This is a genomic window from Crystallibacter permensis (genome assembly GCF_025960875.1).
GTDB classification, from domain to species: domain Bacteria; phylum Actinomycetota; class Actinomycetes; order Actinomycetales; family Micrococcaceae; genus Crystallibacter; species Crystallibacter permensis.
On sequence record NZ_JAODLR010000027.1, the window covers coordinates 17,256 to 38,854 of the forward strand.

Annotated in this window: 23 protein-coding genes and 1 pseudogene; 22 read left to right on the forward strand and 2 right to left on the reverse strand. The window is 62.7% G+C overall.

What is annotated here, in order from left to right; genetic code table 11:
• The first annotated feature begins 143 nt into the window (after positions 1 to 143).
• The 9 genes from B0G38_RS20715 to B0G38_RS20755 all read left to right on the forward strand — a co-directional run bounded on the left by B0G38_RS20715 (position 144) and on the right by B0G38_RS20755 (position 6,952).
• Entirely contained in the window at positions 144 to 572 is a 429-nt protein-coding gene (locus B0G38_RS20715; RefSeq protein ID WP_264671238.1) for a PGPGW domain-containing protein, read from the forward strand.
• A gap of 318 nt (positions 573 to 890) precedes the next feature.
• A complete protein-coding gene (locus B0G38_RS20720; RefSeq protein ID WP_264671197.1) occupies positions 891 to 1,412 on the forward strand; it encodes a hypothetical protein in 522 nt (173 codons plus the stop codon).
• The gene (locus B0G38_RS20725; RefSeq protein WP_264671198.1) at positions 1,412 to 1,990 is read left to right on the forward strand and encodes an RES family NAD+ phosphorylase; all 579 of its coding nucleotides are present in this window, start codon (positions 1,412 to 1,414) and stop codon (positions 1,988 to 1,990) included. Before B0G38_RS20720 ends, B0G38_RS20725 begins: the two co-directional genes overlap by 1 nt.
• Positions 1,991 to 2,355: 365 nt before the next feature.
• On the forward strand, positions 2,356 to 3,393 hold the full coding sequence (locus B0G38_RS20730; protein WP_264671199.1) for a hypothetical protein: 1,038 nt from the start codon (positions 2,356 to 2,358) through the stop codon (positions 3,391 to 3,393).
• Positions 3,394 to 3,821: 428 nt separating this feature from the next.
• Positions 3,822 to 4,283, forward strand: coding sequence for a hypothetical protein (locus B0G38_RS20735; protein ID WP_264671200.1), 462 nt, complete (start codon positions 3,822 to 3,824; stop codon positions 4,281 to 4,283).
• A gap of 93 nt (positions 4,284 to 4,376) precedes the next feature.
• On the forward strand, positions 4,377 to 4,946 hold the full coding sequence (locus B0G38_RS20740; RefSeq protein ID WP_264671201.1) for a winged helix-turn-helix domain-containing protein: 570 nt from the start codon (positions 4,377 to 4,379) through the stop codon (positions 4,944 to 4,946).
• A 357-nt stretch (positions 4,947 to 5,303) separates the two neighbouring features.
• A complete protein-coding gene (locus B0G38_RS20745; protein WP_264671202.1) occupies positions 5,304 to 5,879 on the forward strand; it encodes a hypothetical protein in 576 nt (191 codons plus the stop codon).
• Between the two features lie 46 nt (positions 5,880 to 5,925).
• Positions 5,926 to 6,153 carry a hypothetical protein gene (locus B0G38_RS20750; RefSeq protein WP_264671203.1) on the forward strand — a complete coding sequence of 76 codons (228 nt, stop codon included), beginning with the start codon at positions 5,926 to 5,928 and terminating at the stop codon, positions 6,151 to 6,153.
• Between the two features lie 352 nt (positions 6,154 to 6,505).
• On the forward strand, positions 6,506 to 6,952 hold the full coding sequence (locus B0G38_RS20755) for a hypothetical protein (RefSeq protein ID WP_264671204.1): 447 nt from the start codon (positions 6,506 to 6,508) through the stop codon (positions 6,950 to 6,952).
• A gap of 34 nt (positions 6,953 to 6,986) precedes the next feature.
• On the opposite strand, the gene B0G38_RS20760 is transcribed toward B0G38_RS20755, so the two are convergent.
• The gene (locus tag B0G38_RS20760; protein WP_264671205.1) at positions 6,987 to 7,172 is read right to left on the reverse strand and encodes a hypothetical protein; all 186 of its coding nucleotides are present in this window, start codon (positions 7,170 to 7,172) and stop codon (positions 6,987 to 6,989) included.
• A gap of 128 nt (positions 7,173 to 7,300) precedes the next feature.
• On the opposite strand from B0G38_RS20760, the gene B0G38_RS20765 reads away from it, so the two are divergent.
• From B0G38_RS20765 to B0G38_RS20820, 12 genes and pseudogenes are all read left to right on the forward strand, one after another.
• Positions 7,301 to 7,927 (forward strand): hypothetical protein, encoded by a 627-nt coding sequence (locus B0G38_RS20765; RefSeq protein ID WP_264671206.1) that lies wholly within the window; start codon positions 7,301 to 7,303, stop codon positions 7,925 to 7,927.
• A gap of 67 nt (positions 7,928 to 7,994) precedes the next feature.
• A complete protein-coding gene (locus tag B0G38_RS20770) occupies positions 7,995 to 8,993 on the forward strand; it encodes a GIY-YIG nuclease family protein (protein ID WP_264671207.1) in 999 nt (332 codons plus the stop codon).
• 111 nt (positions 8,994 to 9,104) lie between these two features.
• The gene (locus tag B0G38_RS20775) at positions 9,105 to 9,320 is read left to right on the forward strand and encodes a hypothetical protein (RefSeq protein ID WP_264671208.1); all 216 of its coding nucleotides are present in this window, start codon (positions 9,105 to 9,107) and stop codon (positions 9,318 to 9,320) included.
• A gap of 66 nt (positions 9,321 to 9,386) precedes the next feature.
• Positions 9,387 to 9,545, forward strand: coding sequence for a hypothetical protein (locus B0G38_RS20780; protein ID WP_264671209.1), 159 nt, complete (start codon positions 9,387 to 9,389; stop codon positions 9,543 to 9,545).
• A 291-nt stretch (positions 9,546 to 9,836) separates the two neighbouring features.
• On the forward strand, positions 9,837 to 10,865 hold the full coding sequence (locus tag B0G38_RS20785; RefSeq protein ID WP_264671210.1) for an extracellular solute-binding protein: 1,029 nt from the start codon (positions 9,837 to 9,839) through the stop codon (positions 10,863 to 10,865).
• A complete protein-coding gene (locus B0G38_RS20790; RefSeq protein WP_264671211.1) occupies positions 10,862 to 12,574 on the forward strand; it encodes an ABC transporter permease in 1,713 nt (570 codons plus the stop codon). Before B0G38_RS20785 ends, B0G38_RS20790 begins: the two co-directional genes overlap by 4 nt.
• The gene (locus tag B0G38_RS20795) at positions 12,574 to 13,746 is read left to right on the forward strand and encodes an ABC transporter ATP-binding protein (RefSeq protein WP_264671212.1); all 1,173 of its coding nucleotides are present in this window, start codon (positions 12,574 to 12,576) and stop codon (positions 13,744 to 13,746) included. The genes B0G38_RS20790 and B0G38_RS20795 overlap by 1 nt, the downstream gene beginning before the upstream one ends.
• Before the next feature lie 48 nt (positions 13,747 to 13,794).
• On the forward strand, positions 13,795 to 16,377 hold the full coding sequence (locus tag B0G38_RS20800) for an AMP-binding protein (RefSeq protein ID WP_264671213.1): 2,583 nt from the start codon (positions 13,795 to 13,797) through the stop codon (positions 16,375 to 16,377).
• Positions 16,378 to 16,667: 290 nt separating this feature from the next.
• Positions 16,668 to 18,344: a hypothetical protein gene (locus tag B0G38_RS20805; protein WP_264671214.1), complete on the forward strand. Its 1,677-nt coding sequence runs from the start codon at positions 16,668 to 16,670 to the stop codon at positions 18,342 to 18,344.
• Between the two features lie 338 nt (positions 18,345 to 18,682).
• Complete coding sequence (locus tag B0G38_RS20810) at positions 18,683 to 19,378, forward strand: AfsR/SARP family transcriptional regulator (protein ID WP_264671215.1); 696 nt, start codon at positions 18,683 to 18,685, stop codon at positions 19,376 to 19,378.
• 286 nt (positions 19,379 to 19,664) lie between these two features.
• A pseudogene (locus B0G38_RS20815) lies at positions 19,665 to 19,880 on the forward strand (DUF3040 domain-containing protein); the annotation flags it as partial.
• 215 nt (positions 19,881 to 20,095) lie between these two features.
• Positions 20,096 to 20,485, forward strand: coding sequence for a GNAT family N-acetyltransferase (locus tag B0G38_RS20820; RefSeq protein ID WP_264671216.1), 390 nt, complete (start codon positions 20,096 to 20,098; stop codon positions 20,483 to 20,485).
• 215 nt (positions 20,486 to 20,700) lie between these two features.
• Here the strand turns inward: B0G38_RS20820 and B0G38_RS20825 are convergent, their stop codons facing one another.
• Positions 20,701 to 20,961: a DUF7793 family protein gene (locus B0G38_RS20825; protein WP_264671217.1), complete on the reverse strand. Its 261-nt coding sequence runs from the start codon at positions 20,959 to 20,961 to the stop codon at positions 20,701 to 20,703.
• Positions 20,962 to 21,449: 488 nt separating this feature from the next.
• On the opposite strand from B0G38_RS20825, the gene B0G38_RS20830 reads away from it, so the two are divergent.
• On the forward strand, positions 21,450 to 21,599 hold the full coding sequence (locus tag B0G38_RS20830) for a hypothetical protein (protein ID WP_264671218.1): 150 nt from the start codon (positions 21,450 to 21,452) through the stop codon (positions 21,597 to 21,599).

The following is a 21,599-nucleotide window of genomic DNA, read 5'->3' on the forward strand; positions in this document are numbered from 1 at the left end:
TCATCGATGGATGGGCGCTACTCCGGGGCACCGAGAGCCGCGCCGATTCGAAGTTGTCCATCATGCAGGCGAAACGGCTGTGAAAAGATGTTCCCATCGGCAGAAGGATCGATGCCGTCCCGCGGTGGCTGCGGCGGACCGGCATCAAGGTGCTTGGCTGGGCCCTCATCGTGCTAGGAATTGCGATGCTCGTGTTACCGGGCCCGGGTCTGCTCGCCATCGTGGGCGGCCTGGTCGTGCTCTCGGTGCACTATGTCTGGGCGAAACATCTGCTGGGCAGGGTCAAGATCCGTGCGCTCAGGATAGCGATGAAGGAAGTGCAGACATGGCCGCGCATCATGGCCGGTGCCATGAGCGGGCTTGTGGTTGTTGCTGCAGGCATCGCATGGGCCGCTCAGCCGCCCATCCCGGGCTGGTGGACCATCGGTGACCAATGGTGGCTCCCAGGAGGGTGGGGTATCGGACTGGCCTTGATTGCCTCCGGCCTGATCGCGCTGCTCCTCCTTCTATACTGCTTTCGCAGATTTCGCCGGCCACGCACCTCATCACGCCGCGGTGATTCAGGCCTGTAAGGGCTCATCTCGGCCGCTAAAAAGCTGCCGCCGTGTATTCGCGGCTTGCCGCAGGGAGAATACGAGCAACAGCCGTTACGGTCATCGCTCGAGTGCCCCAAAGACCCTCTCGTTCAAAGCTTTGAGGCCCTCCCCTGAGAGGCCAGCTCTACCCTGCCCAGATCTGTGTCGAACGCAAGGATTATCTGGCTTGCCCGCAGTACCCGGGGCTGCTTCACCGCGGGCGACGATGATGAGGACGACGGCTCGCCCCCCAGAGCCAGCAGGAATGAGTCAACCCCTTACTCTCATGGCAACCAACGGATAGTGTTGGTTGCCATGACGGACGAGTCAGAAATCGACACAGTCATCATCCACTTTGAGGGCAAGTCCATCCCGGCAGTAGTGAGGGACGGTGCCGTCCTCCTGCCCAAAAGCCTTGCATCTCCTGCTCCCCGTGTCAGGTCCTACAGAGTACTGGGGCCAACAGGTTCCCCACGGGACCTGCGGATACGGTCTGTAAAACCCTCAGCATCCTATTCGACTGCAGCCGTTGCCAAGCGGGTCATCGACGTCCTGGGCAACAACACCGTGGCGGCGCTGCTTGGTGTCAATCAGGACCGCCCTGGTCGCTGGGCTTCGAGCAAGGCCGAGCCGACGGAGGAAAACCGAATGCAACTGGCAGACCTGGACGCTTTCACAGGTCACCTGCTGGCGGCTTTCACACCTGAGCAGGCAGTCCTCTGGCTCGAAGGCCACGACCCGCACTTAGGCGCCCGACCGCTTGATGTGTACCGGCTGGAAGGTGCGGCGCCGGTAATCCAAGCCATGAAGGCCCATGAGCAAGGAGCATTCGCCTAGTGCAGTTTTGGCGCGTCTTCAATCGGAATCCGGAAGCCAGGACGCCGCAGAAAAATGGACACCCACTCTATGTCTGGCCCCATCAGGGAAATGGGCGGGTCGATGACCCGGAACACGACTATCTCGTTCTGTATGTCGCCGACTCCCCTGAAGGTGCGGCGGCGGAAGCCTTCGGCCACTTTGTCCGTTGGACACCGGCGGTTCTTGACGTCCCGCCTGGAGCGCCTGCCGGCTGCATCAAAGCGCTGGCCCAATACGAGGGTGAACCGGCAGTCCTGGACCTTGACGATCCCTACAACCTGCAGGACTGGGGGCTGTGCCCAAGCCAGGTCGTTCAGCGTGACCGGCCGTCCACCCAGCGCTGGGCGCGGGCCATCTACGATGCCGGAGACCACAAGGGCGTATCCTGGTGGTCTTATTATGAGCCGCGCTGGGCCAGCATCGGGCTCTGGGACATCACCGGGCTGGAGTTGGCCGCCGAACCCCAGCCCCTGACATTGAACCACGCAGCCGTTCTTGGAGCTGCTGAAGCGATTCGCCGCATCGTCGAGAGCCTGCCAGCACGCGTCCGAAGGTGAGCGGACAGGCAGAGAGCCATAGCGGCCATTGCTTACTGCCATTGTTGATACCCATCCCGTTCCCGGCCGGGCGCACAGGTTGACCCGCGAAGTAGGTAAAGAATGGCCTACGCTCATTCCTGTGAAGAAAGTCCCGAGCCATGAGTAGTCCCGCACCCGAACTTACGCTGCTTGTCGACGCACCCGATGGATTGATGGTCCGCCGCGTACCCAACGCTTCGTTGCTTCCGACGGATGAGGAGCTGGGCCCGGCCGCGGAAAATTCGACCCGCGATTCCGCCGCCAGGTGGGGTCTGCCCGACTTCGTGTTCCTCCCCGAGCAACAACGGCAAGGGGCCGGTGTCCGGGAGCGTGGCGACGGACTCGTGATTGCCGATGGCATTGCCGCCCTCATCCAAGTAAAAGCAAGAAACGCCGTTCCCGGCTCGACTGAACGAGAAGCAAGCTGGCTAACCAGCAACATCAAGAAAGCCATAAAGCAGGCCAAAGGCAGTATCCGTCATCTTGCGCACCGCCGGGAGAAATTGACAAGCGCCAGGGGACGGCGGGTCGAGATCGACGGAGCCCTGTACAACTGGATCGCCGTCGTCATTGTCGAACACCCGCAGCCGCCAGCAGATTTCACCCCCTCCTTAGAGGAAGCCGGCAGTGTGCCATGCGTGGTTCTTCTCCGGCGGGACTGGGAGTACCTCTTCGATCACCTTCGTTCCACCCGGGCCGTCCTTCACTACATTTCCCGTGTTGCCGGCGAAGAACAGGAACTTGGCGGTGAACCTGCCCGCTACACCCAGGCCGCATTGGCCGATGCTGATGCACTGCCTAAAGAATTGCCGGATGGATTGCGGCGCCTGGCCGGCCCCGCTGACGTAGCACCGGCCTATTCGGCGCCACTGGCGCCACTGGAACCGGCAGATGATAGCTCGATGCTGTTCCGGATCATCCTGGAAGATGTGGCCAACACCCACATCGGTGAGGACTCGGAAAGCGACCGGCTCGAACTGCTGACTGCTCTGGATACGTTGCCTGCCTCCTACCGTCCGGAACTGGGTGCGGCGCTGCTTAAGTTCATGGAATCCGTGGGCCAGTACAAGGGCGATAAAGTCCGCTCGGAATCACGGGTATTCATTCCTTACCCCGGAGACCAGGTTCCGATGGTATTCATGGTGGCCTCCGCCCACTTTTCCAAGGCACAGCCGTTGCTTTCCATGAGAACCCAGTTGCTCCATCACGAATACTGGACCAGCCTGCAGGAAGGCCCGGGCTCAGCTGTCGGGGTCATGCTTACGCCGTCCCGTCAGAAGAATCGGGACTGGGATACCTCCACGATCTGGCTCAAAGGCCCGACCGGGCTTACTGAGGAAGACGCCCAGGAACTTCGAAAACACATAACAGGCCGGATTTAGCACCAAGAAGTGCACCTATATAGGCTGCATTTGCCGTGCACTCCCGGATCCTCCTCCCGCCACAGTTCGGGGGCGGCTCCAAATCCCAAAGGATACGGTGAGCCAGATATGTAACATCTTCAACTCAGTAAGGAATGTGCCAAATACGTCACTTTTTATTCCAACTTTAGATATGAATCTTGCCTGCATCCTGAGATCGCCGGCGCGCGAGACGGCCCCCGTTGTGCTGGGAGCCGCAGGCTTGCCGGCGGGACTCCGCAAAAACTGGGTCAAGTCGACGGCAACGGGTATTTTCAGTTTCCGGGGCAACCTTGTGTCGTGGATCCGTTTCGACCTCGATCCCCAACTCGGAAGGCGCATCCGGTCTCGCTGGGGCCAGGGCGCGGTCCGTACGCGGCTCAGCAGGACTGCTCCGATACGGTGAGAGCATGACTGAAATATTGAATGACTTAGCCGTCGGAGAGTGGATCGGTCTTATCTCGCTTGCCGTGGCTGTGTTCCTTGGTATTCCCGGCCTCATTCTGGCTTGGTCGGCCCACAAGCGTGAACGCGACACGGAACCATGGAAGCTGACGAAGCTGAACACCGACGTTTGGGAGTTGGAGCGGCGTCAGAAAATGCCGGTCTGGATTACACACCTGCTCAACTTTTCCGGCGCCGAAGTACAAGTGCTGAACGGCGCGGGCGCTCCGGTGTTTCCGTACGAACGGGGCAAGAAAGTATCCCTCCGCATCTCTCCTTCCATACCCGGCACGCAACTTACCGTCTTTTACAGGCCGGTCACGAGGAAAGAGCGCGTGGACGACCTCAACATAGCTCCTGAATACAACACACCTGAAGGCATGGACACAGAAACCGGAATCGAGCTTTGGAGCGCCAGTGTCTACTGAGGGCATTGGCCGTGAGGCGGCCGGGCAGCAGAGCGATTGTTACATAAAACCTAACGTAGATTAGGTTCTATGAAACCTACGGCGTCAGGAATCATGCCCCTTCTGCGTTCCGAAACCCAAGGCAGGCTGCTGGCGGAACTCTTTCTCCATCCGGATAGGGAGTACTCCCTTCGTTCCTTGGCGAAAGGCGTAGGCGTCAGCCCTCCCACCATCCAGCGGGACATTGATCGGCTGGTGAAGGCCGCGTTTCTGCATGAGAAAAGGGTAGGCAATAGCCGCCTTGTCCGGGCTGCAACAGATCACCCGGTTTTTGGGCAGATCGCCGACATTGCCCTTTTCGGGTACGGGCCGCTGGCTATCCTGCCGGACATACTCAGTCGGATTTCAGGGATCTCTGATGCGTTCATCTTCGGCTCCTGGGCGGCGCGGTACTCGGACCAGGCTGTCGGCCACGCGGGCGACCTCGACGTAGCGGTCATCGGCAATCCGCCCCGGCGCGACCTTTTTCAAGCCGCCGAGCAGGCCAGCCGGCGGTTGAAGATCGAGACCAACATACAGCGTGTCGGTCCGAAGCAGTGGGAAGACGAGAAAGATCCGTTCGTTGCCTCCATCAGGTCATCCCCCAGACTTCAAATCCGACTATTCGAAGAGGAAGCCTCGTGATCAACACGGCGCGAGGACAATGACGATCTCGTCACTCAAAAAAAAGATAACCAAGGTCGTCGCCAGCAGGGAGCTGTCCGCTTCCTACCTAAAAAGCCGAGACCGACAGGGATCAGGCATCCACCCGCCTCATCAGTTCGCCGTCCTCACGGGCCGCAGTCGAGCTCGTGCAGCACAAGGCGCTGGCCCGCCCCGAGAAGACCAAGGGTCGTGCGCTCGGTGAGGCAATCGGCGCCGCCAGCAAGGCGAAGCTTCCGGACCGGTTGAGCATCACCGGCTGAGCGGATGACACATTACGACAGGGCTGTCGTCTTCTTGTGCCCGGGTTTCCCAAAGACCATCAGGCAACAATGGGGCATGGCCATCTGGGATGCATCGCCGAGGACACCGAAGAGCAGGCTCGAACGGATAGCCGATCATTCCATATGGTGGCTCCCGCTCGTCGCACTCATCCCGGCCAACATACTGATGCCCAATGCGGACCTACTGCCGCGACTGGCCGTCGGCTCCCTGGTATTACTCATCGTCGGAGGCGTTATGGGCACCGAGGTCAGACGCCGCAAGACGGCCCGGCTCGCCAAGGATGCCGAGAACTACGGCATCATCGACTGCCTCATCCGGTATCCGAAAGCCATGCGGGGCTCGCTGCGTGAACGCTGGACGCCAGGATCAGCCGAGCTGAAGCATGGCACCATCGTTTTCCGCCCGAACAACTCCCTTGAGCCTTTCGGCACAGACCAAGCCGGAGTTCCCCAAATTGTTGAGGTTCGCTCGGTGCCCGAGCCGTTCGAGCTGCCGCGCGATGAACGCAGGACGCTGCGTGCAAGCCAGGAGGTCATCCGGCTGGACACGGACAAGGGTGTGGTCGAACTTGCGGCAGACAGGATGAGCCTGCGCGAGCTCATGCGGCGGGTCTACCGCGACGAGAAATGACCAAGGCTGAGGCGCGACGCAAGCGTCCCTACGTCATGATGACGGCATGATGAACGAGGTCCTGACCCTGGAGGAACAGCTTGTGCCGACAGCAAGCTGGAAGCGCCGGTTCGTCTTCTTCCGGCGGGAAATGAAAACCGTCGATGTCCATCTGGACTTCGTCATCAACGGCAAGCCGCTCCGCACCTGGATCCAGGAATGGGAGGGTGAGGACACACCACCTGGGGAAGTCCCGCTGATGACGGCGGACCGGCCCGACCTGGCCGTTCAATAGGTCGAGCGGCTACTGGGGCGTCGGCCTCACCAGTATTGGAACCGGGGCTGGCTCCTGTTCTGCAAAGCGGGCTGGGACGAAGGATGCGGCGGAGTAACCACGGACATCCGGAGGGAGAACGGAAAGGTCTACTGGTCGCACATCGGCTGGGATGTCTCGTATGAGGAAAGCGCCGACCGGATCGAGAACGCAGTAGATTTCATTTTCGACGAGACCGAATACGACCGGGTTCTGCTGGAGGCTCGGGAACGGTTCACCGGCCAATGACCGGAGCAGGTGCTGTCGTTCGCCTGACAACAATCTTCCGCATTTATAGCCGCCCGGCTACCTACTTGTGGGTTAGGCTGCGGCCATGACAAATCGTTCCGCGCTTGTCGCATCCTCGGCAATCCTGTTCTTTTCAATGACGGCATGCGTGGGTGGCGATTCGGCGGGCTTATCAAGCCTCGACGAGACCGACCCGGCACTGTGGGCGCGGACGGCCTTCGGAGATGACGAGTGGCAAGGGCCAGGAACCACGGTTAGCGCCGGTGGACTCGCACCGGGCAGTGACGCCGGATTGAGTTTCACACCGGAGAACCCTGGCTGGTACCGCGTCGCCATGTCCTGCAAAGGTCCCAGCTCTATGTCCGTGAAAGTCAGCGGGTCAGGCAATGAGCTCGGAACCGGTTTCACTCCCTGCGGCACAACCGTTACCACCACCATGAAACTGCCGGCAGGGATGATCGATATAAGGGTGGACGGGGCGAACGCCAGGGGGATGTGGGCCGTGGCCCTCGCACCCACGGATGCACCATGACGTCGCGACAACCCCCGTAAAGGCCGTCTGCCATCTAGACGCCGAGCAGCAGCGCTGCGCCAATAATGCCGAGCAGCAGGCCGATCAAACTCAGGCTCAGCAGAACCGCCCGCACATGTCCGAAGGGCTCGCCGGACCGGCGCGGCCGCGAGTAGCGGTACATGACGGTCGGAACATCTAAGAGCACACCGATCACGATGAGCACTGCCGGCAGCTGCATGGACCAAGACTAGGACAAGCTCTGGACTAATGGGCGTGCTCAAGGCCAGAAGGTACCTATCAGTTGCCGACGGCACCCAGCTTCATCGACTGGTCGCACCAGCCGGCACTCCACAGGACGGGACAACAATGATCGACATTGATCCTGAGTACCTGATCCTGTCCTACCGGCTGACATACCTGGGCGTGCCCGACCCTCACGAGTCCCCGGAGACCTACCCGCTGGCGTGGCATATCGACATTCGAGCCCAGGTCTTTCCGGATGACGGCGAAGACGGGGAAGAGCACAGCGTCGGTTCCGCCCTCGTCTACACGGTCCTTGACGCCGGGCTCATCGATCTGTTCAAAACTCTCAAAGTCCATCGGAGGCTGGCATCGTTCGGAGAGGTCCTCGGGGTTTTGCGCCCCGATCTCTTGGACGAGGCAGGCATGCGCGATTTCGGTGGGGACCTGCTGATCCTGGCCAGCCTGCTGATCAAACCGGAGTACCGAGGACAATGGCTCGGCCACCACGTGTTGTGGGCGGTCCTGGACACCATAGGACGCAGCGTCGCCCTCGTCGCTCTGGGCGCTGCACCACGGATCAAAGATGACGGACCACAGCAGGGAACCCCGGAGCATGACGCCGCCAAGGCCGCTCTGCGGTCGTACTGGGAGTCCTTCGGGTTCATCCCTGTACTGGACGGCGAGTTAGGTGACTACATGGTCTATTTCACCGGGCCCCGCGAGCTTTCCGATGAGGTGCTGCCTCCTTGACGCGTTTCCGCCGATCGGACTGTCCGCCTAGGCTGGGCAACGTCGACGCTACCCAAGGAGTCCAGCTATGCGAGACCCGGCCCGCCAGTACTACCTGGGCGTCGAGCATTTCGGCGAGGAGCTTCGCGGATCAAAACTCAATTACAAGATGACCCGCGACCTGTACGCATACCCAAGCCGTTCCCAGCACCAGCGCGCCCACCGTGAGGTGCTGGGGGAGCAATTGTGGGAGAACATAGCCTGGGCTTATCGGGATGAGGAGCACACCCGGCACTCGGACGCCTACCTGCTGTGGCAACGCGACAAAGCCCTAAGGAACTTCGACCTGTCCATGCGGTATTTCGAGTCCCTGGATCCAGACGAGTTCGAGACTGCGTTGGAACACGTCCTCGCGAAGGGCCGGACGTTCAAGCCCGTCGAGTCGCTGCCCGACTGGGACGGCACTGAAGGCGCCTACGTAATGGTCTTCGACGACTACAAGCAGTTCTACATCGGGCAGTCGAACAACGTCCGCAAACGGATCAAGCAACACTGGGGCGGCCGCAAGTCTTTCGACCGGTTGATCTACGGAGGTGTGTACAACTCGATCTTCCCCGTGGACGAGCTTCGCGCCCTGGACAACACCAGGATTTACGCAGCCCGAAGCACCAACCCGTACGCCCCGGAAGAGCGCGCCGAGAAGGCTGCCGACCAGCGCTTTTGCCTGAACCGGATGACAGGCGGCGAGGCTACCCCACTGGCACTGATGCTCACAGCCTTGAGTCCGCGCAGCCGGACCCACGGAGTAGTCTCGGTGCCTTTGTCCTTCGAGGAATATGAACGGGAGCGGGTCGGCTTGGCAAGCAAGATTGCCCAGACACCGCCACCACACAGGTCCGCGTTGATAGCGGAACTTGCCGGCATGGACATGACGATCTATTCAGTGACACCTGAGACTGGTGCGCCGTTCATGTGGTCCAGACGGGACGGCATCGCCGGTGCGGTTCCCCGGGGCGAGCTGAGTGTGGAGGAGTTCACATCGTTCCTGGAAGCGATGGGAGAGAAAGTCATCTGGCCCAAAAACTGACCCAGCCTCCCGAGGTCGTTGCGTTCAATGAGGAAGCGTGCTGCCGGGCTTCTCCCCTATTGTCTGCCGCAACCGTTGCCCCTACGCTGAGGTCAACGACAGGAGTTCAACATGGGATTCGCCATCGTCATGCTCGTCCTCGTAGTGGCCGCCATAGTATGGCTGGTGCTGTCGACTCGTGCCGATCGCAGGCCGGCCGCGCACGTCCAACTGTGGCAACGCTCCGACTGGTCGTCCCTTGGCGCCTACACACTGGGACCGTTCGGTGGGCATATCGATTCAAGCGGCAACGCCGGCGGTGACTCTGGCGGGGGCGGCGGCGCGTAGCAGGCTCTCAGCGACCGGATGTAAATCAGTAGCTCCGGCCTGTGCGTTTACGGCATAGTGGCTCCCATGGAATCATCCTCCACCGCGATCTTCGCAATCTCCTTGGGCGGCGTATTCGCAGCCGTCGTCGTCTCCGTGCTCGTCGTTGCCAAGCGTAAGAAGGCAGCTACCGACAAACAGCTGGGCACTGGCCGCATTCAGCGCGACGGCGCGACCGACGGCTAGCTCGTACTCGGATTCCGGCGCTACTTCCTCCGGCTTTAGACGGCGGTGGCGGAGGGCGACTAAGAGCCGTTGGCAGCTTTACCCGCCCTCTGTCGATAACAGACGACCGGACAGTGCCGATTCGGTAAGCGCGCGAGCAGACCCATGAGATCACCGCTGTACTGCGACCCGCGTCATTTTAGTGAGCATTTAGAGTTCTGCTATGGTTCGGCGCGCTGGGCGTTGTATGGTTAGGCTCGCCTATCTTTCGGCTCGAAGCCGCCCTTTCTTTAGCCCTGAGGAGAACCTTTGATGCGTCGTCGATCCCTGCTTGGAACCACCGGATTCCTGGCCGTCGTGATGACCGCCGTCTCCGGCTGTGGAGTGCCCGGGGTCGGGGCGGAATCCGCCGACCTGCAGGTCTACACTGCCCGGCATTATGACCTTGAAGCGGCCTTCAGCGAGTTCACGAACCAGACCGGCATCACGGTGGAGTTCATCAGCGGGGGTGACGCGGAACTGCTGGAACGGCTCAAGGCCGAGGGCGAGGACACACCGGCTGATCTGTTCATGACCGTTGATGCCGGGAACCTCTGGAACGCGGCACGGCAGGGTGAACTGGCTGCCCTGGAATCCGAGACGCTGGACAAGGCGGTCCCCGAGGACCTCCGCGACCCCGAGGGGTCCTGGTACGGCCTCGCGATGCGTGCGCGCACCGTCGCCTACAGTCCCGACGCTGTCGCCCCGGCGGAATTCGATGCGAAGGACACCTACGCCGGGCTGGCCGACCCCAAGTGGGAGGGCCGTCTTTGCATGCGCGACGCCACCTCGGCCTACACCCAGTCCCTGGTGGCGAGCCTGATCGATCTGCACGGCCGGGACCGGGCGCTGGAGATCGTCCGTGGCTGGGTTGCCAACGATGTGCAGATCATGAGCAACGATGTCCTGCTGCTGGAGGCCATCGATGCCGGGCAGTGCGATGCAGGCATCAGCAACCACTACTACGTGGCCCGGGAACAGGCCGAAAAACCCGACATGAACGTCAGCCTGCACTGGGCGAGCCAGGAGGGCGCGGGCACCCACGTGAATATTTCCGGTGCCGGCGTCGTCGAGGGCTCGGACAACCCGGAGCAGGCCAGGCAACTGCTTGAGTGGATCGCGTCCGAAGGGCAGAACGCCTTTGTCGATGCGAGCTACGAGTTCCCGGTGAACCCGGAGGCGGAGCCGGAGCCGCGGATCGCGGAATTCGGCGAGTTCAAGCGCATGCCGCTGAATGCAGAAGCTTACGGTGACCTCAACGCGGAGGCAATCGACCTGCTGGCCGAAGCCGGATACGAGTGAGCGAAGCCGCCGTCACCACGCAGACGGGCAAAGCCGGGCCGTCACGGGCCGGACGCCGCGGAAGGCACGGATTCCCCGGGTTCGGCGCGGGGCGCCCGCTGTGGTCGTTCATGGTTTTCGTTGCGGCTGCAGCTGTTGCGGTACCGGTGGTGGCCGTGGCGGTCGACGGCGTCGCCGGGCTCTCCGGGGCCGACCTGCCGCGGGGCCTCGGTGGCATGCTGCTGACCACGCTGGGGCTGATGCTGGGCGTTGGCACCGGAACCCTTGTGGTGGGTGGCGGGCTGGCCTGGCTGGTGACCGCGTACCGTTTCCCGTTGCGGAACGTGCTGGTGTGGCTGCTCGTGCTTCCGCTGGCCATGCCCGCGTACATCCTCGGGTTCATTTTTCTCTCCGTCTTCGATGTGGCCGGCCCGGTGCAGGCCGTGCTGCGCGCGGTCCTGGGTGCCGAGGCCGGGATTGCGCAGGTCCGCTCGCTGCCCGGCGCGATCATTGTGATGACGCTGACGCTCTACCCGTACGTTTATCTGCTGGCCCGGAACGCCCTGCTGGAGCAGGCGCCGGGGCCGTACGATGCTGCGCGCACTCTTGGCGCGGGACGGGCGCGTGCACTGTGGACGGTGCTGCTGCCGCTGGCGCGGCCGTCCCTGGCCGCCGGGCTGGCGCTGGTGATGATGGAAACCCTCACCGATTTCGCCACCGTGCAGTACTTCAACGTGAAAACCGTCTCGGTGGGGGTCTACCTGGTCTGGAAAGGCAGTTTCGACTTCCAGCTGGCCAGCCAGCTCTCCGTGCTTGTCCTGCTTTTCGCCGTTGCGGTGCTGGCCGGGGAACGGCTGATGCGCGGCCGGGCACGGTTCCACCAGCGCGGCGGGCGCGGGCAGGGCCTGGAAACGGTGCGGCTCAGAGGATGGCAGGGGTGGGCCGCCACCGGCGCCTGCCTGGGCGTGCTGGGCGCCGGATTCCTGCTCCCGGCCCTTCAGCTGCTGTGGTGGGCTGCCGGGGAGCTCGCGACCGGCCCGGTCCCGATGCGCGCCGAACAGTTCGCCGACTACCTCGCCAACAGCGTCGCCCTGGCCACGGTTGTCGCCCTGGCATGTGCGCTGGTTGCCGTGGTGATAGGGCACAGCCTCCGGCTCGGCGGCGGCGCCCTGGTACGCGGCGCCGCCCAGCTGACCACGTTCGGCTACGCGGTCCCCGGCGCTGTGATCGGCATCGGGGTCCTCCTGGCCTTCGCCGTCCTGGATGACCTGCTGGAGGCCCTCGGCGTGGCCGGCGGCACCGGCCTGCTGGTCACAGGTTCCGTACTGGGCATCCTGTACTCCTACACGGTGCGGTTCCTGGCCCCCGCCTACCAGGCCGTGGACGCCAGCTTCGCTAAAGTTCCGCCGTCCATCACCCGATCCGCGCTCAGCCTCGGCGCCGGGCCGGCCCGCGTCCTGGCCCGGGTACACCTGCCGCTGGTACGGCCCGGCGTCGCCGTCGCGCTGGTGCTGGTGTCCATCGACGCCGTCAAAGAGCTGCCCCTGGTGCTGCTGCTGCGCCCGTTCGGATTCAGCACCCTGTCCGTCTGGACCTACGAACTGGCCCGGGAAAACTTTTGGGAAAAGGCCGCATTGCCGGCCCTGGTGATAGTTTCCCTCGCGGTGGTTCCGGTGTTCTTTTTGTTCCGCCAGGTACACCTGACAGAGAACCGCCGGAAGGGGCACTGATGAACATGGGATCCGCACTCGGCCTCCTCACCCGCAGAACCGCCGCGAACGATCAGAGCACTCCTGCCCTCGTACTCGAAGGGGCAGCCAAACGTTACGGCACAACACCGGCTGTCGACTCCCTCGACCTGAGCGCCGCGCCCGGGGAACTGATCACCATGATCGGGCCCTCGGGTTGCGGCAAGTCCACCGCGCTGCGGCTCATCGCCGGACTGGAACGCCCGGACGCGGGCTCGGTCCGGATCGCCGGCGAGGTCGTCGCCGGCCGCACCCGCTTCCAACCCCCGGAACGGCGCCGCGTCGGCCTGGTGTTTCAGGACCACGCCCTGTTCCCGCACCTGACCGTGGCGCAGAACGTCGCATTCGGCCTCCATCGCAGTCCCCGTTCCGGCCGCAGGGCCCGGGTGTCCGAAGTCCTGGAACTCGTGCGCCTGCCCCATCTCGCCGGCCGATACCCGCACGAACTCTCCGGCGGCGAAGCCCAGCGCGTGGCCCTCGCCCGGGCCCTGGCACCCCAACCGGCGGTCGTGCTCCTCGACGAACCCTTCTCCAGCCTGGACGAAAGCCTGCGCGCGCAGGTCCGGGCCGATACCGTCGCCGTGCTGCGCGAGACCGGCACCACCGGAATCCTCGTCACGCATGACCAGACCGAGGCGCTCTCAGTGGGCGACCGCGTGATCGTCATGCGCAACGGGCGGATGGAGCAGGTCGACACCCCGGAGCGCGTGTTCGAACAGCCGGCCACACGTTTCGTCGCCTCCTTCATGGGGGACGCGGATTTCCTGCCGGCCCACGTGCACAACGCCGTGCTGACATGCGAGATAGGGGCGGTTTCCACGCTTCCCGGATGGGCCGGCGCCGATGTGGACGTGGATGTGGTGCTGCGGCCCCACGAAGTGGCGCTGGCGGCGGACCCGGCGTCCGCCGCCAGGGTCGTGGCGGTCGAGTACCACGGGCCCTTTGTGCTACATACCGTGCGCCTTGCCTCCGGGCGGACCGTGCGGTCCTGGCAGCCGCATACCGTGCGCCACCCCGTAGGAACGGCCGTCGCCGTGACGGTGGCCCCGGACACAGAACCCACACTGCTTGCCGGCGACACGGCCATCACGTCGCCGCCGGCAACCGGCTCCCGGGTGAAGCGAAAGGGTACATCGGCCGCTGTCCCGCAATAAACCCGTAACGAACGAGGTTAGGTAAGGCTTGGCTAATATGCTTTCCCGGTGACCATACAGCTGGACCTTGCCCGCGCCCCCTTCGCTGCCGATCTGGCGCGCCACGGAGACCTCCCGGCCGTCCTCATGGCGGACCAGGTGCTGACCTACCGGGAGCTGGCCGAGCGCGTCAACGATGTCGCGCAGCGGCTGGGGCCGGTGCGGCGGCTGGCCGTGCTGGCGGCGGCCAATGACCTGGATTCGCTCGTCGCGTACCTGGCGGCGCTCTCGGGCGGCCACCCGCTCATCCTCGTGCCAGCCGACAAGCCTGCCGCCCTCGAATCGATCCTGGCCGGCTATGACCCGGACGTCGTCATGCGCCCGGGCAACGGGCAGCCGGTGTTGGAAGTGCGGCGTGAAGGGACGGCCCATGAGCTGCATCCCGAACTGGCCCTGCTGCTGAGCACGTCCGGCTCCACCGGTTCGCCCAAGCTGGTGCGGCTCTCCCGGGAAAACCTCCAGTCCAACGCCGAGTCGATCGCCGAGTATCTGGACATCCGGGCCAGCGACCGCGCGGCCACGACGCTGCCGATGTCCTACTGCTACGGCCTCTCGGTCATCAATAGCCACCTGCTGCGCGGCGCCGGGCTGGTGCTCACGGACCTGTCCGTGGTGGACCCCTGCTTCTGGGACCTGTTCCGGCAGCAAAGTACGACAACGTTCGCGGCCGTTCCGTACACCTTCGAGCTGCTCGACCGGGTCGGGTTCTCACAGATGGACCTTCCGGGCCTACGGTACGTGACCCAGGCCGGCGGCCGGCTCGATCCGGCAACCGCGCAACGGTACCGCGGGCTGGGCCAGCGCGGCGGCTGGGACCTGTTCGTGATGTACGGGCAGACCGAGGCCACCGCCCGCATGGCGTATTTGCCGCCGCAGCTCGCGGCCGAAAACCCGGGCACCATCGGCATTCCCGTGCCGGGCGGGGCCTTCCGCATCGATCCGGTGCCGGGGCTGGAGGACGGCGAACTCGTCTACACCGGCCCGAACGTCATGCTCGGCTACGCCGAGAAGCCCGAAGACCTCGCGGCCGGCCGCACCATCAACGAACTGCGCACCGGGGACCTCGCCCGCAGGCACCCGTCCGGCGTCTACGAGGTCGTCGGGAGGCTAAGCCGGTTCGTGAAGATCGTCGGCCTGCGCATCGACCTCGGCCAGGTGGAGAAGATCCTCGCCGAACTCGGGGTACCGGCTGCCGGCTCCGGATCCGACCGGGGCCTCGTCGTCGCCGTCGAAGGCGACCACGACACAGCCCTGCTGGCAAAGGTGCTGGCCCAACGACTCGGACTCCCGCGGGGTGCGTTGGAACTGCACGCCGTCGGCAGCTTCCCCCGGCTGACCAACGGGAAGGTGGACTATCAGGCCGTGCTGGCCCTCGCCCGGCCGGAACCGGCACCTGACACTGACCCCGCTGCGTCCCAGCACACTCCGGCCAGGCCGGCGGACATCCGGACCATCTTCGCCGAAGCGCTGGAGTGCGACGACGTCAAGGACACGGACACGTTCGTCTCGCTCGGCGGTGACTCCCTGTCCTACGTGGCCGCCTCGATCCGGCTGGAAAAGGCACTCGACCACCTGCCACCGGACTGGCACATTACCCCCGTCGGTGAACTGGCACCGCTACCGGCGGCAGCCGGGCACGCCCGGCCGGCACGGCGGCGGTTGTTCGTGCCGTTGGAGACCGGCGTCCTGCTCAGGGCCGCGGGGATCGTCCTGATCATCGGCACCCACGCGCAGCTGCTGCACTGGCCCGGTATGGCCCACGTGCTCTTCGCCGTAGCCGGCTACAACTTCGCCCGCTTCCAGCTCCACGGCGACCGGGTCCCGCGCCTGCGACGGCAACTGCGCAGCCTCGGGCGGATCATCCTGCCGAGCGTGGCGTTCATCGCCGTCGCCTACCTGCTCACCGACCGGTACGGCCCGGAGAACATCGTGCTGCTCAACTCCTTCGTGGGGCCGGAGACCTGGACCACCCGCTGGGACTTCTGGTTCATCGAGATGCTGGTCTATGTACTGGTCTCCGTGACGGCGCTGCTCGCCATACCCTGGGCGGCCCGGGCCGAGCGCCGCTTCCCCTTCGCTTTTCCACTGGCCCTGGCCGCGGCCGGGCTGCTGACCCGCTTCGAGATCCTCATCCTGCCGGCGCCGAACCCCGCACCTGTGCTGTGGCTCTTCGCCCTCGGCTGGGCCGTGGCCCGGACGCGGACCCTGCGTCAGCAGATCCTGGTGTCAGCCATCGCCACGTTAACCGTGCCGGGGTTCTTCGAGAACCCCTACCGCGATGCGACCATCCTGGCCGGCATCCTCCTGCTCACCTGGCTGCCGGCCGTACCCGTTCCGAACGGCTGCCACCGCCTGCTCGGTGTCCTCGCCGCCTCCTCCCTGTACGCCTACCTGGCCCACTGGCTCGTCTACCCCGGTCTGGCACCCTTCAGTCCCGCGCTGGCAGTGGCGGCCTCGCTGGCCGCCGGAGTGGTTTACTGGTCGCTGTCCATGCGGGTGATGGGCGCTGTAGGCCGCTGGATGATGAAAATGCAGGCCGGCCACCGGGTTTCTCCCGATTCTGCGGCTATCCGCGCTCCAGGCCACCGATAAGCCGGAACTTGGACCCTGCATCCCTGCTAGCTAACTGAGAATTCCGTCAACTTCATCGGCTTAGCGATCGTCAAGTGCCGTCGCTCCTCTAGTCCGCAGAAGCGAGTCCCTAGTTCTAAACTGCGGTGGACCGGCTTACGGGACGCGCTACGCGCACATGCATTGTGGCTCTTGAACAGCTTTCTGGTGCAGCTTTGCCTCTTGCTGGCCTTGCCTCTGTCCATGTTCGACATGATCTCCCGCTGCGGCACGCCTAGAAATTCCAGTACTGGAGCCAACGATTAGGAAGCTTGCGTTTTCGTGTCGGGCCAAAACTCGATGACAATGGGACGGTGATTCCGCTGACACCACATGAAGTTGAGCAACTCGTCGCACTCCGCACGGCGCTCGAGGATGCCTTATCTCGTGCGAAGGCCGCGAACCGGTACCGTCGAGGGACTGCAATAGTTGCACTGGATGCAGTTGTGGAACGTGTGAGTTCGCTTGTAGCGGTGACCCGAGGGGTGGCTCCTGCAAAAGGCACGTTGGACGATCTGATCAGCCGTCTGGTTCAGAGTATCGGGCCTGCATGGAAGCCAGCTGTTCTGCCTGACATTAGGCACCTGCGGCGCGCCCGTAACGCATCCCAGCATGAAGGTCTTGAACCGGACCGGGTCCTGGTTCCGCTTTGGGCCAGTGCCACTGAATTGTATGTTTCCACTTTAATTGACGCGCAATTTTCCATTGATATTCGACGAGTAGTCCTGTCAGATGCCATCCAAGATGCAGGTCTTCGCGACCATATACGTCAAGCAGAGCTGGAGCGGAATCTGGGCAACTACGCCTCTTGCGTCGAACACGCGGAAAGAGCGTACCGAACTGCTCTAACGAGGTGGAAACAACTAAGAGGCAATCGCGGTCATTGGCGGCGGCCGCAACCTACGACGAGCGAGACTTTCGACCGAAAGAGTCATGACTACCTGAGCAGACAACTCAACGAAGTGCAGGCAGTTCTAGACACCTTGGCCTTCTCGATCGATGCAGCCGAGGTTGAATGGTTCCTATCCACTATTGCCGAGCAGGGCGACGTGCTGAACGCCGAGGACTCCGAAAGGGCCTTGTCGTTTGCGTATGAGTGGATCATTGAATACGAGCGAGCCACTCAATCGTGGACACCCAATCGGCGGCATCGAGCCGATGTTGAGGCGCGGCTGGTACGTTCCGCTGATGGCCCCGCACACATTGAGGATTGCGTAAAAGTGGATCTTCAGTCGGAGCGGGTACGTGCAGTATTTCGTATCGCTGACGTCCCTGATGAGCTCGAGTATCCTACGTGGGCTCAAACGGTCCGGGAGATTCTGCCAGCAAACAGCCATGAGAATGATTATTGGTGGAGTGTTTCGAACTCTGGAACAGTGGAAATCGAAAAGAAAGCTGAGCGGACAGTCGACTTCTCCACTGAGATTGAGAAACTCTCCTCCGCCCTCCAAGAGGCACATGGCGTTCTCAAGGAGAACCTACAGGCTACTTCTGAAAAGGAGGAAGCCAAACAGCAACGGCATACCAAATTCGCAAAATCTATAGAGAACATCCGTCACGACTTTCCCGACTGGGTAATGCACCTCGAATGGTCTAACGGTAGTCCCGCCCCGGACGGAACCCAACAGATGATCTTGACCGTTTCAGACGAGGTCAAAAACCTTAGATTTGGAGAACGAACCGAGGGCAGCTTCTTCGATGACAGAAAGCAGCTCACAGACGTAATTCGCGACCATGAGCTCGTTACTCAATGCTACGGACTCGGTGAAGCAAACGAGTGGGGCCTCATGCCCGTGCTCGAAGCCCCTCAATTGATGCGCATGCTCCAGGAGACCGACCTGATTGTGCGGAACCAGCTTGAGGTTATTGAACGCCGTGAAGAAGAATTAGGCGCCGCTATAGCGAGTGCCAAGGGAAGCATCGCCGCAAAGCTCATCAACCTGCAGTGACCTAACCTTGGTCGTCGACCGAACAGCATGAAATGAACGGTCCGAACCTTACCCTCTACACAGCTTTGCCTGCCGAGAAGAGGACCTAACTGGCCTGGGACATTTATATGAAAGCCGCTTAACCATTCCACGTCGACACCAGGCGCCAAACGCAGACTTCAGCACAAATTACCCTCGCCGGCTACTGCACCCAAATCTGGGGATGGCAACGGCGCAAAGGCACGCGCTACGGTTTTCGCTACGGGGAGAGTATCCGTAAATCGCAGGGATTGGGGAACGGCCGCACCTGCTCGCGCACCGAAACGCGGCTTGCCTCGCAGAGGTTTTGGGGATTTGCGATGGGAATTGACCAGTCGTGGGAACTGCAGGTCATTGGCGGCTGGCAGTTGAGCCATAACCGCAAGGAGATCCGGGTCGTCCTCCGGCAGCAGCGGCTGCTGGCCCTGCTGGCTTTGCGCGGCAGCCTGTCGCGGAACGTAGTGGCCGGAATGCTGTGGCCGCAAACTACAGAAAGGCAGGCTTCGGGAAGCCTGCGCGCCACGGTATGTGCCCTCCGGCGGGAGTGGCCGGACCTGCTCGAAATCGGCGACGGAAAGCTGGCCCTGTCCAGGCAGGTCCGGCTGGATTTAGAGCACTTCCGTGAACAGATTTCACATGAGATCCACCCTCCGGGGCGGTCCTTGATGGCCATGCTGCGCCGAGCTGAACTGCTGCCGGGATGGTATGAGGACTGGGTCATCGATGAGCAGGAGCGATGGACACTGCTGCGGCTGGCGGCGCTGGAGAGGGCAGCCGTCCATCTTCTGGCAAACGGAGATAATGACGACGCCATTGACGCGGCGCGGACGATGATTGATCTGGATCCTGCTCACGAAATTGCCTATCAACTGTTACTGCGAGCCCAGCTCGCCGACGGCAACCGGGCAGAGGCGATGCGCACTTATCGAGATTTCCGTTCCATGCTCCACCTCGAGTTCGGCACCGAACCTTCAGAAAAGACGGCGCTCTTCCTCAGGCAGTCACTGCAGGTATAGCGGCTGTAGGCTTGTCTTCCCTGGGTGCGCCGGTGGTGCCCAACCAGAAAACACGCCGCATTTCGCGCCTTCTGGCGGCACTGTTCGTGGGAGCCCCTCTGGCCCGCTTCCGGGCCGCGGCCGATAATGATAGTTAGACAATTTACGGCGGACCGCATTCGGGTAGCGACAGGCTCCGGGTCCTGCCGTAGAAGTTCAGACCGCACCCGGGAAGCAGGCCGCCATGGCGTTGTCGGACGAAGAGCGCAGACGCCTTCAGGAACTTGAGTAGGAGCTCTTCGCTGACGATCCGGGGCTGGCCCGCAAATTGGGCCGGGACGCTTCCGCTGAGAGTTCAGGTGCCCGCACGGTGTATCGTTTCCTGATCATCGTGGCCGGTTTCGCTGTTGTTGCGGTTGTTGCCGGGATCATCGCACAGCTGACGGTGCTTGGGGTCCTGGGTTTCCTGCTGGCGGGCACGGGCGCGTACATGGTCCTGAACCGGCACAAACCGCGCCGATGATCTGAATAGCCGGGACTGTGCCAGGGCATTTTCGCCACCGAGAGTAGCGCGGCAATCGTGATCACATCGCGCTTCCGGCAGGGCGGTGGATCGGCTAGGGTAGGCCGTAAGTCGAGCAGCCGGCTTCCAGCATCTATCGAAGTCCTTGCCATGAAACCCAGCATGAATGCAATGCCCCACCCCGAATTCGTGCCACTTCGCCTGACCGTGCCGTGATGACTCCGCTCAAGGAGGCCGGCGACGGCTGCGGACAGCTGCCCGGCACGAAGGTGAAACCGGTGGTGCGGCAGAATCAAGCAGCTGAACAATTTGAGATTTACCTGGGCGGACACCTCGCCGGATTTCTGCGCTACCGCCTTGTGAACGGTGAAATGCGGCTAATCGAAACAACCATCAGCCGTGAGCACCGAATCGACAACCTCGTCCCATGCCTCATTTCCCACGCCCTCAGGGTGGCAGGGCTCAAGGGTCTCACCGTGCTGCCGCTGAGTCCTGCTGTCTGCGGATTCATCTCCATGCACCCGCAGTACATGCATCTCGTCCCGGTCGGCAACCACCGCGACACCCTTTTGCAGTACCGGCCGAGGAGGCATCCTCAACGGTAATGGGCGTCCTTCTCTGCTGCACGCCATCTTTGCGTCCGCCGAATCCTGGGCAGGTCACAGAACTGGATACAGACAAACTGCCTTCCACTACCTGGGCATGGAAGAGCAGGCCACGCACTTCTTCGAGCTCTACCGGCAGTCACCCAGCCGCAGCGGTTGAATCCCCTAGGCTGCCTGGCTTGTAGCCGAAGTAAACGCGACTTCCATGGGTGGGACTATGACAAGTCTGCAGTCGGTCTGAGTTGAATCCATGAACGTGGGCAGGTGAAAGGACGCCGCGCTGACATCGTCCGCGCCGCGCGGCTGACCGAGGCCGTGGCCACCATGTCAACCAGCATCGGATGTCCTTGGTCTTCGCAGATGCTGTCGACCGCGATCATTGCGGCCTTGGCGTCCTCTTCCTCGATGCGGGATCCAGGCTCCCACTGCAGGTGCAAGAGCCCGTCGCCTCGCAGCACGAGCGATGCTTTGCTCATGGATCTCCTGGACACGGATGCTCCCTTTCACTGTCTCGGGCTGTCTTCCACTCTAAACACTGTAGGACAACCACATTGGAAGGAGCCTGCGCATCAGCTGGCGCCTCTGCAACGGTATCTTCTCCGGCTCTGATGCGAGCTGGAGGTGGCGCGGGAGCGGGCCACCTGTGGTGGAGCACCAACGGTAACTCCGGATATATCGGCGGTCCTAAGCTGCGATGAAACCAGCGAGCACGCACACTGCACCGATAAGGAAGAAAGACAGGTATCGCTTCCGCTCCGGCGAAAAAGGCTCGTTCCTGCGCCGCGGATGACGGACTGCATAGGTGGCCGCAACCATGACGAGCACCCATCCGACAAGCATGACGAGAAGCACTGCTCCATCCTAGGCCACGCCTGCCAGTCATTCGTGGAGTCCTACGACGTCAGGCGCTCTTTCGGGGCTCCACGACCGGTGCCGTGCGCATTCGCGCCTGCATAGGACGGGTATGGCTGAGAACTGGAATAAGCGCTTCGGCGGCGACCCCGAAGAGACGAGCAAGAACATCCAGGACTGGATGTACGGCTCCGGCGGCAAGGTGCTCGGGGCGATCCTCGTCGTCCTGGGCCTGTACTTCGTCCTGCGGATCTTCCTCTAG

Coding starts and splice junctions, on each gene's coding strand:
- B0G38_RS20755 (WP_264671204.1), top strand. CDS start 6,506: ATGACAAATCGTTCCGCGCTTGTCGCATCCTCGGCAATCCTGTTCTTT.
- B0G38_RS20820 (WP_264671216.1), top strand. CDS start 20,096: ATGACTCCGCTCAAGGAGGCCGGCGACGGCTGCGGACAGCTGCCCGGC.
- B0G38_RS20780 (WP_264671209.1), top strand. CDS start 9,387: ATGGAATCATCCTCCACCGCGATCTTCGCAATCTCCTTGGGCGGCGTA.
- B0G38_RS20765 (WP_264671206.1), top strand. CDS start 7,301: ATGATCGACATTGATCCTGAGTACCTGATCCTGTCCTACCGGCTGACA.
- B0G38_RS20795 (WP_264671212.1), top strand. CDS start 12,574: ATGAACATGGGATCCGCACTCGGCCTCCTCACCCGCAGAACCGCCGCG.
- B0G38_RS20760 (WP_264671205.1), bottom strand. CDS start 7,172: ATGCAGCTGCCGGCAGTGCTCATCGTGATCGGTGTGCTCTTAGATGTT.
- B0G38_RS20830 (WP_264671218.1), top strand. CDS start 21,450: ATGGCTGAGAACTGGAATAAGCGCTTCGGCGGCGACCCCGAAGAGACG.
- B0G38_RS20775 (WP_264671208.1), top strand. CDS start 9,105: ATGGGATTCGCCATCGTCATGCTCGTCCTCGTAGTGGCCGCCATAGTA.
- B0G38_RS20770 (WP_264671207.1), top strand. CDS start 7,995: ATGCGAGACCCGGCCCGCCAGTACTACCTGGGCGTCGAGCATTTCGGC.
- B0G38_RS20740 (WP_264671201.1), top strand. CDS start 4,377: ATGCCCCTTCTGCGTTCCGAAACCCAAGGCAGGCTGCTGGCGGAACTC.
- B0G38_RS20735 (WP_264671200.1), top strand. CDS start 3,822: ATGACTGAAATATTGAATGACTTAGCCGTCGGAGAGTGGATCGGTCTT.
- B0G38_RS20720 (WP_264671197.1), top strand. CDS start 891: ATGACGGACGAGTCAGAAATCGACACAGTCATCATCCACTTTGAGGGC.
- B0G38_RS20825 (WP_264671217.1), bottom strand. CDS start 20,961: ATGAGCAAAGCATCGCTCGTGCTGCGAGGCGACGGGCTCTTGCACCTG.
- B0G38_RS20750 (WP_264671203.1), top strand. CDS start 5,926: ATGATGAACGAGGTCCTGACCCTGGAGGAACAGCTTGTGCCGACAGCA.
- B0G38_RS20745 (WP_264671202.1), top strand. CDS start 5,304: ATGGCCATCTGGGATGCATCGCCGAGGACACCGAAGAGCAGGCTCGAA.
- B0G38_RS20785 (WP_264671210.1), top strand. CDS start 9,837: ATGCGTCGTCGATCCCTGCTTGGAACCACCGGATTCCTGGCCGTCGTG.
- B0G38_RS20810 (WP_264671215.1), top strand. CDS start 18,683: ATGGGAATTGACCAGTCGTGGGAACTGCAGGTCATTGGCGGCTGGCAG.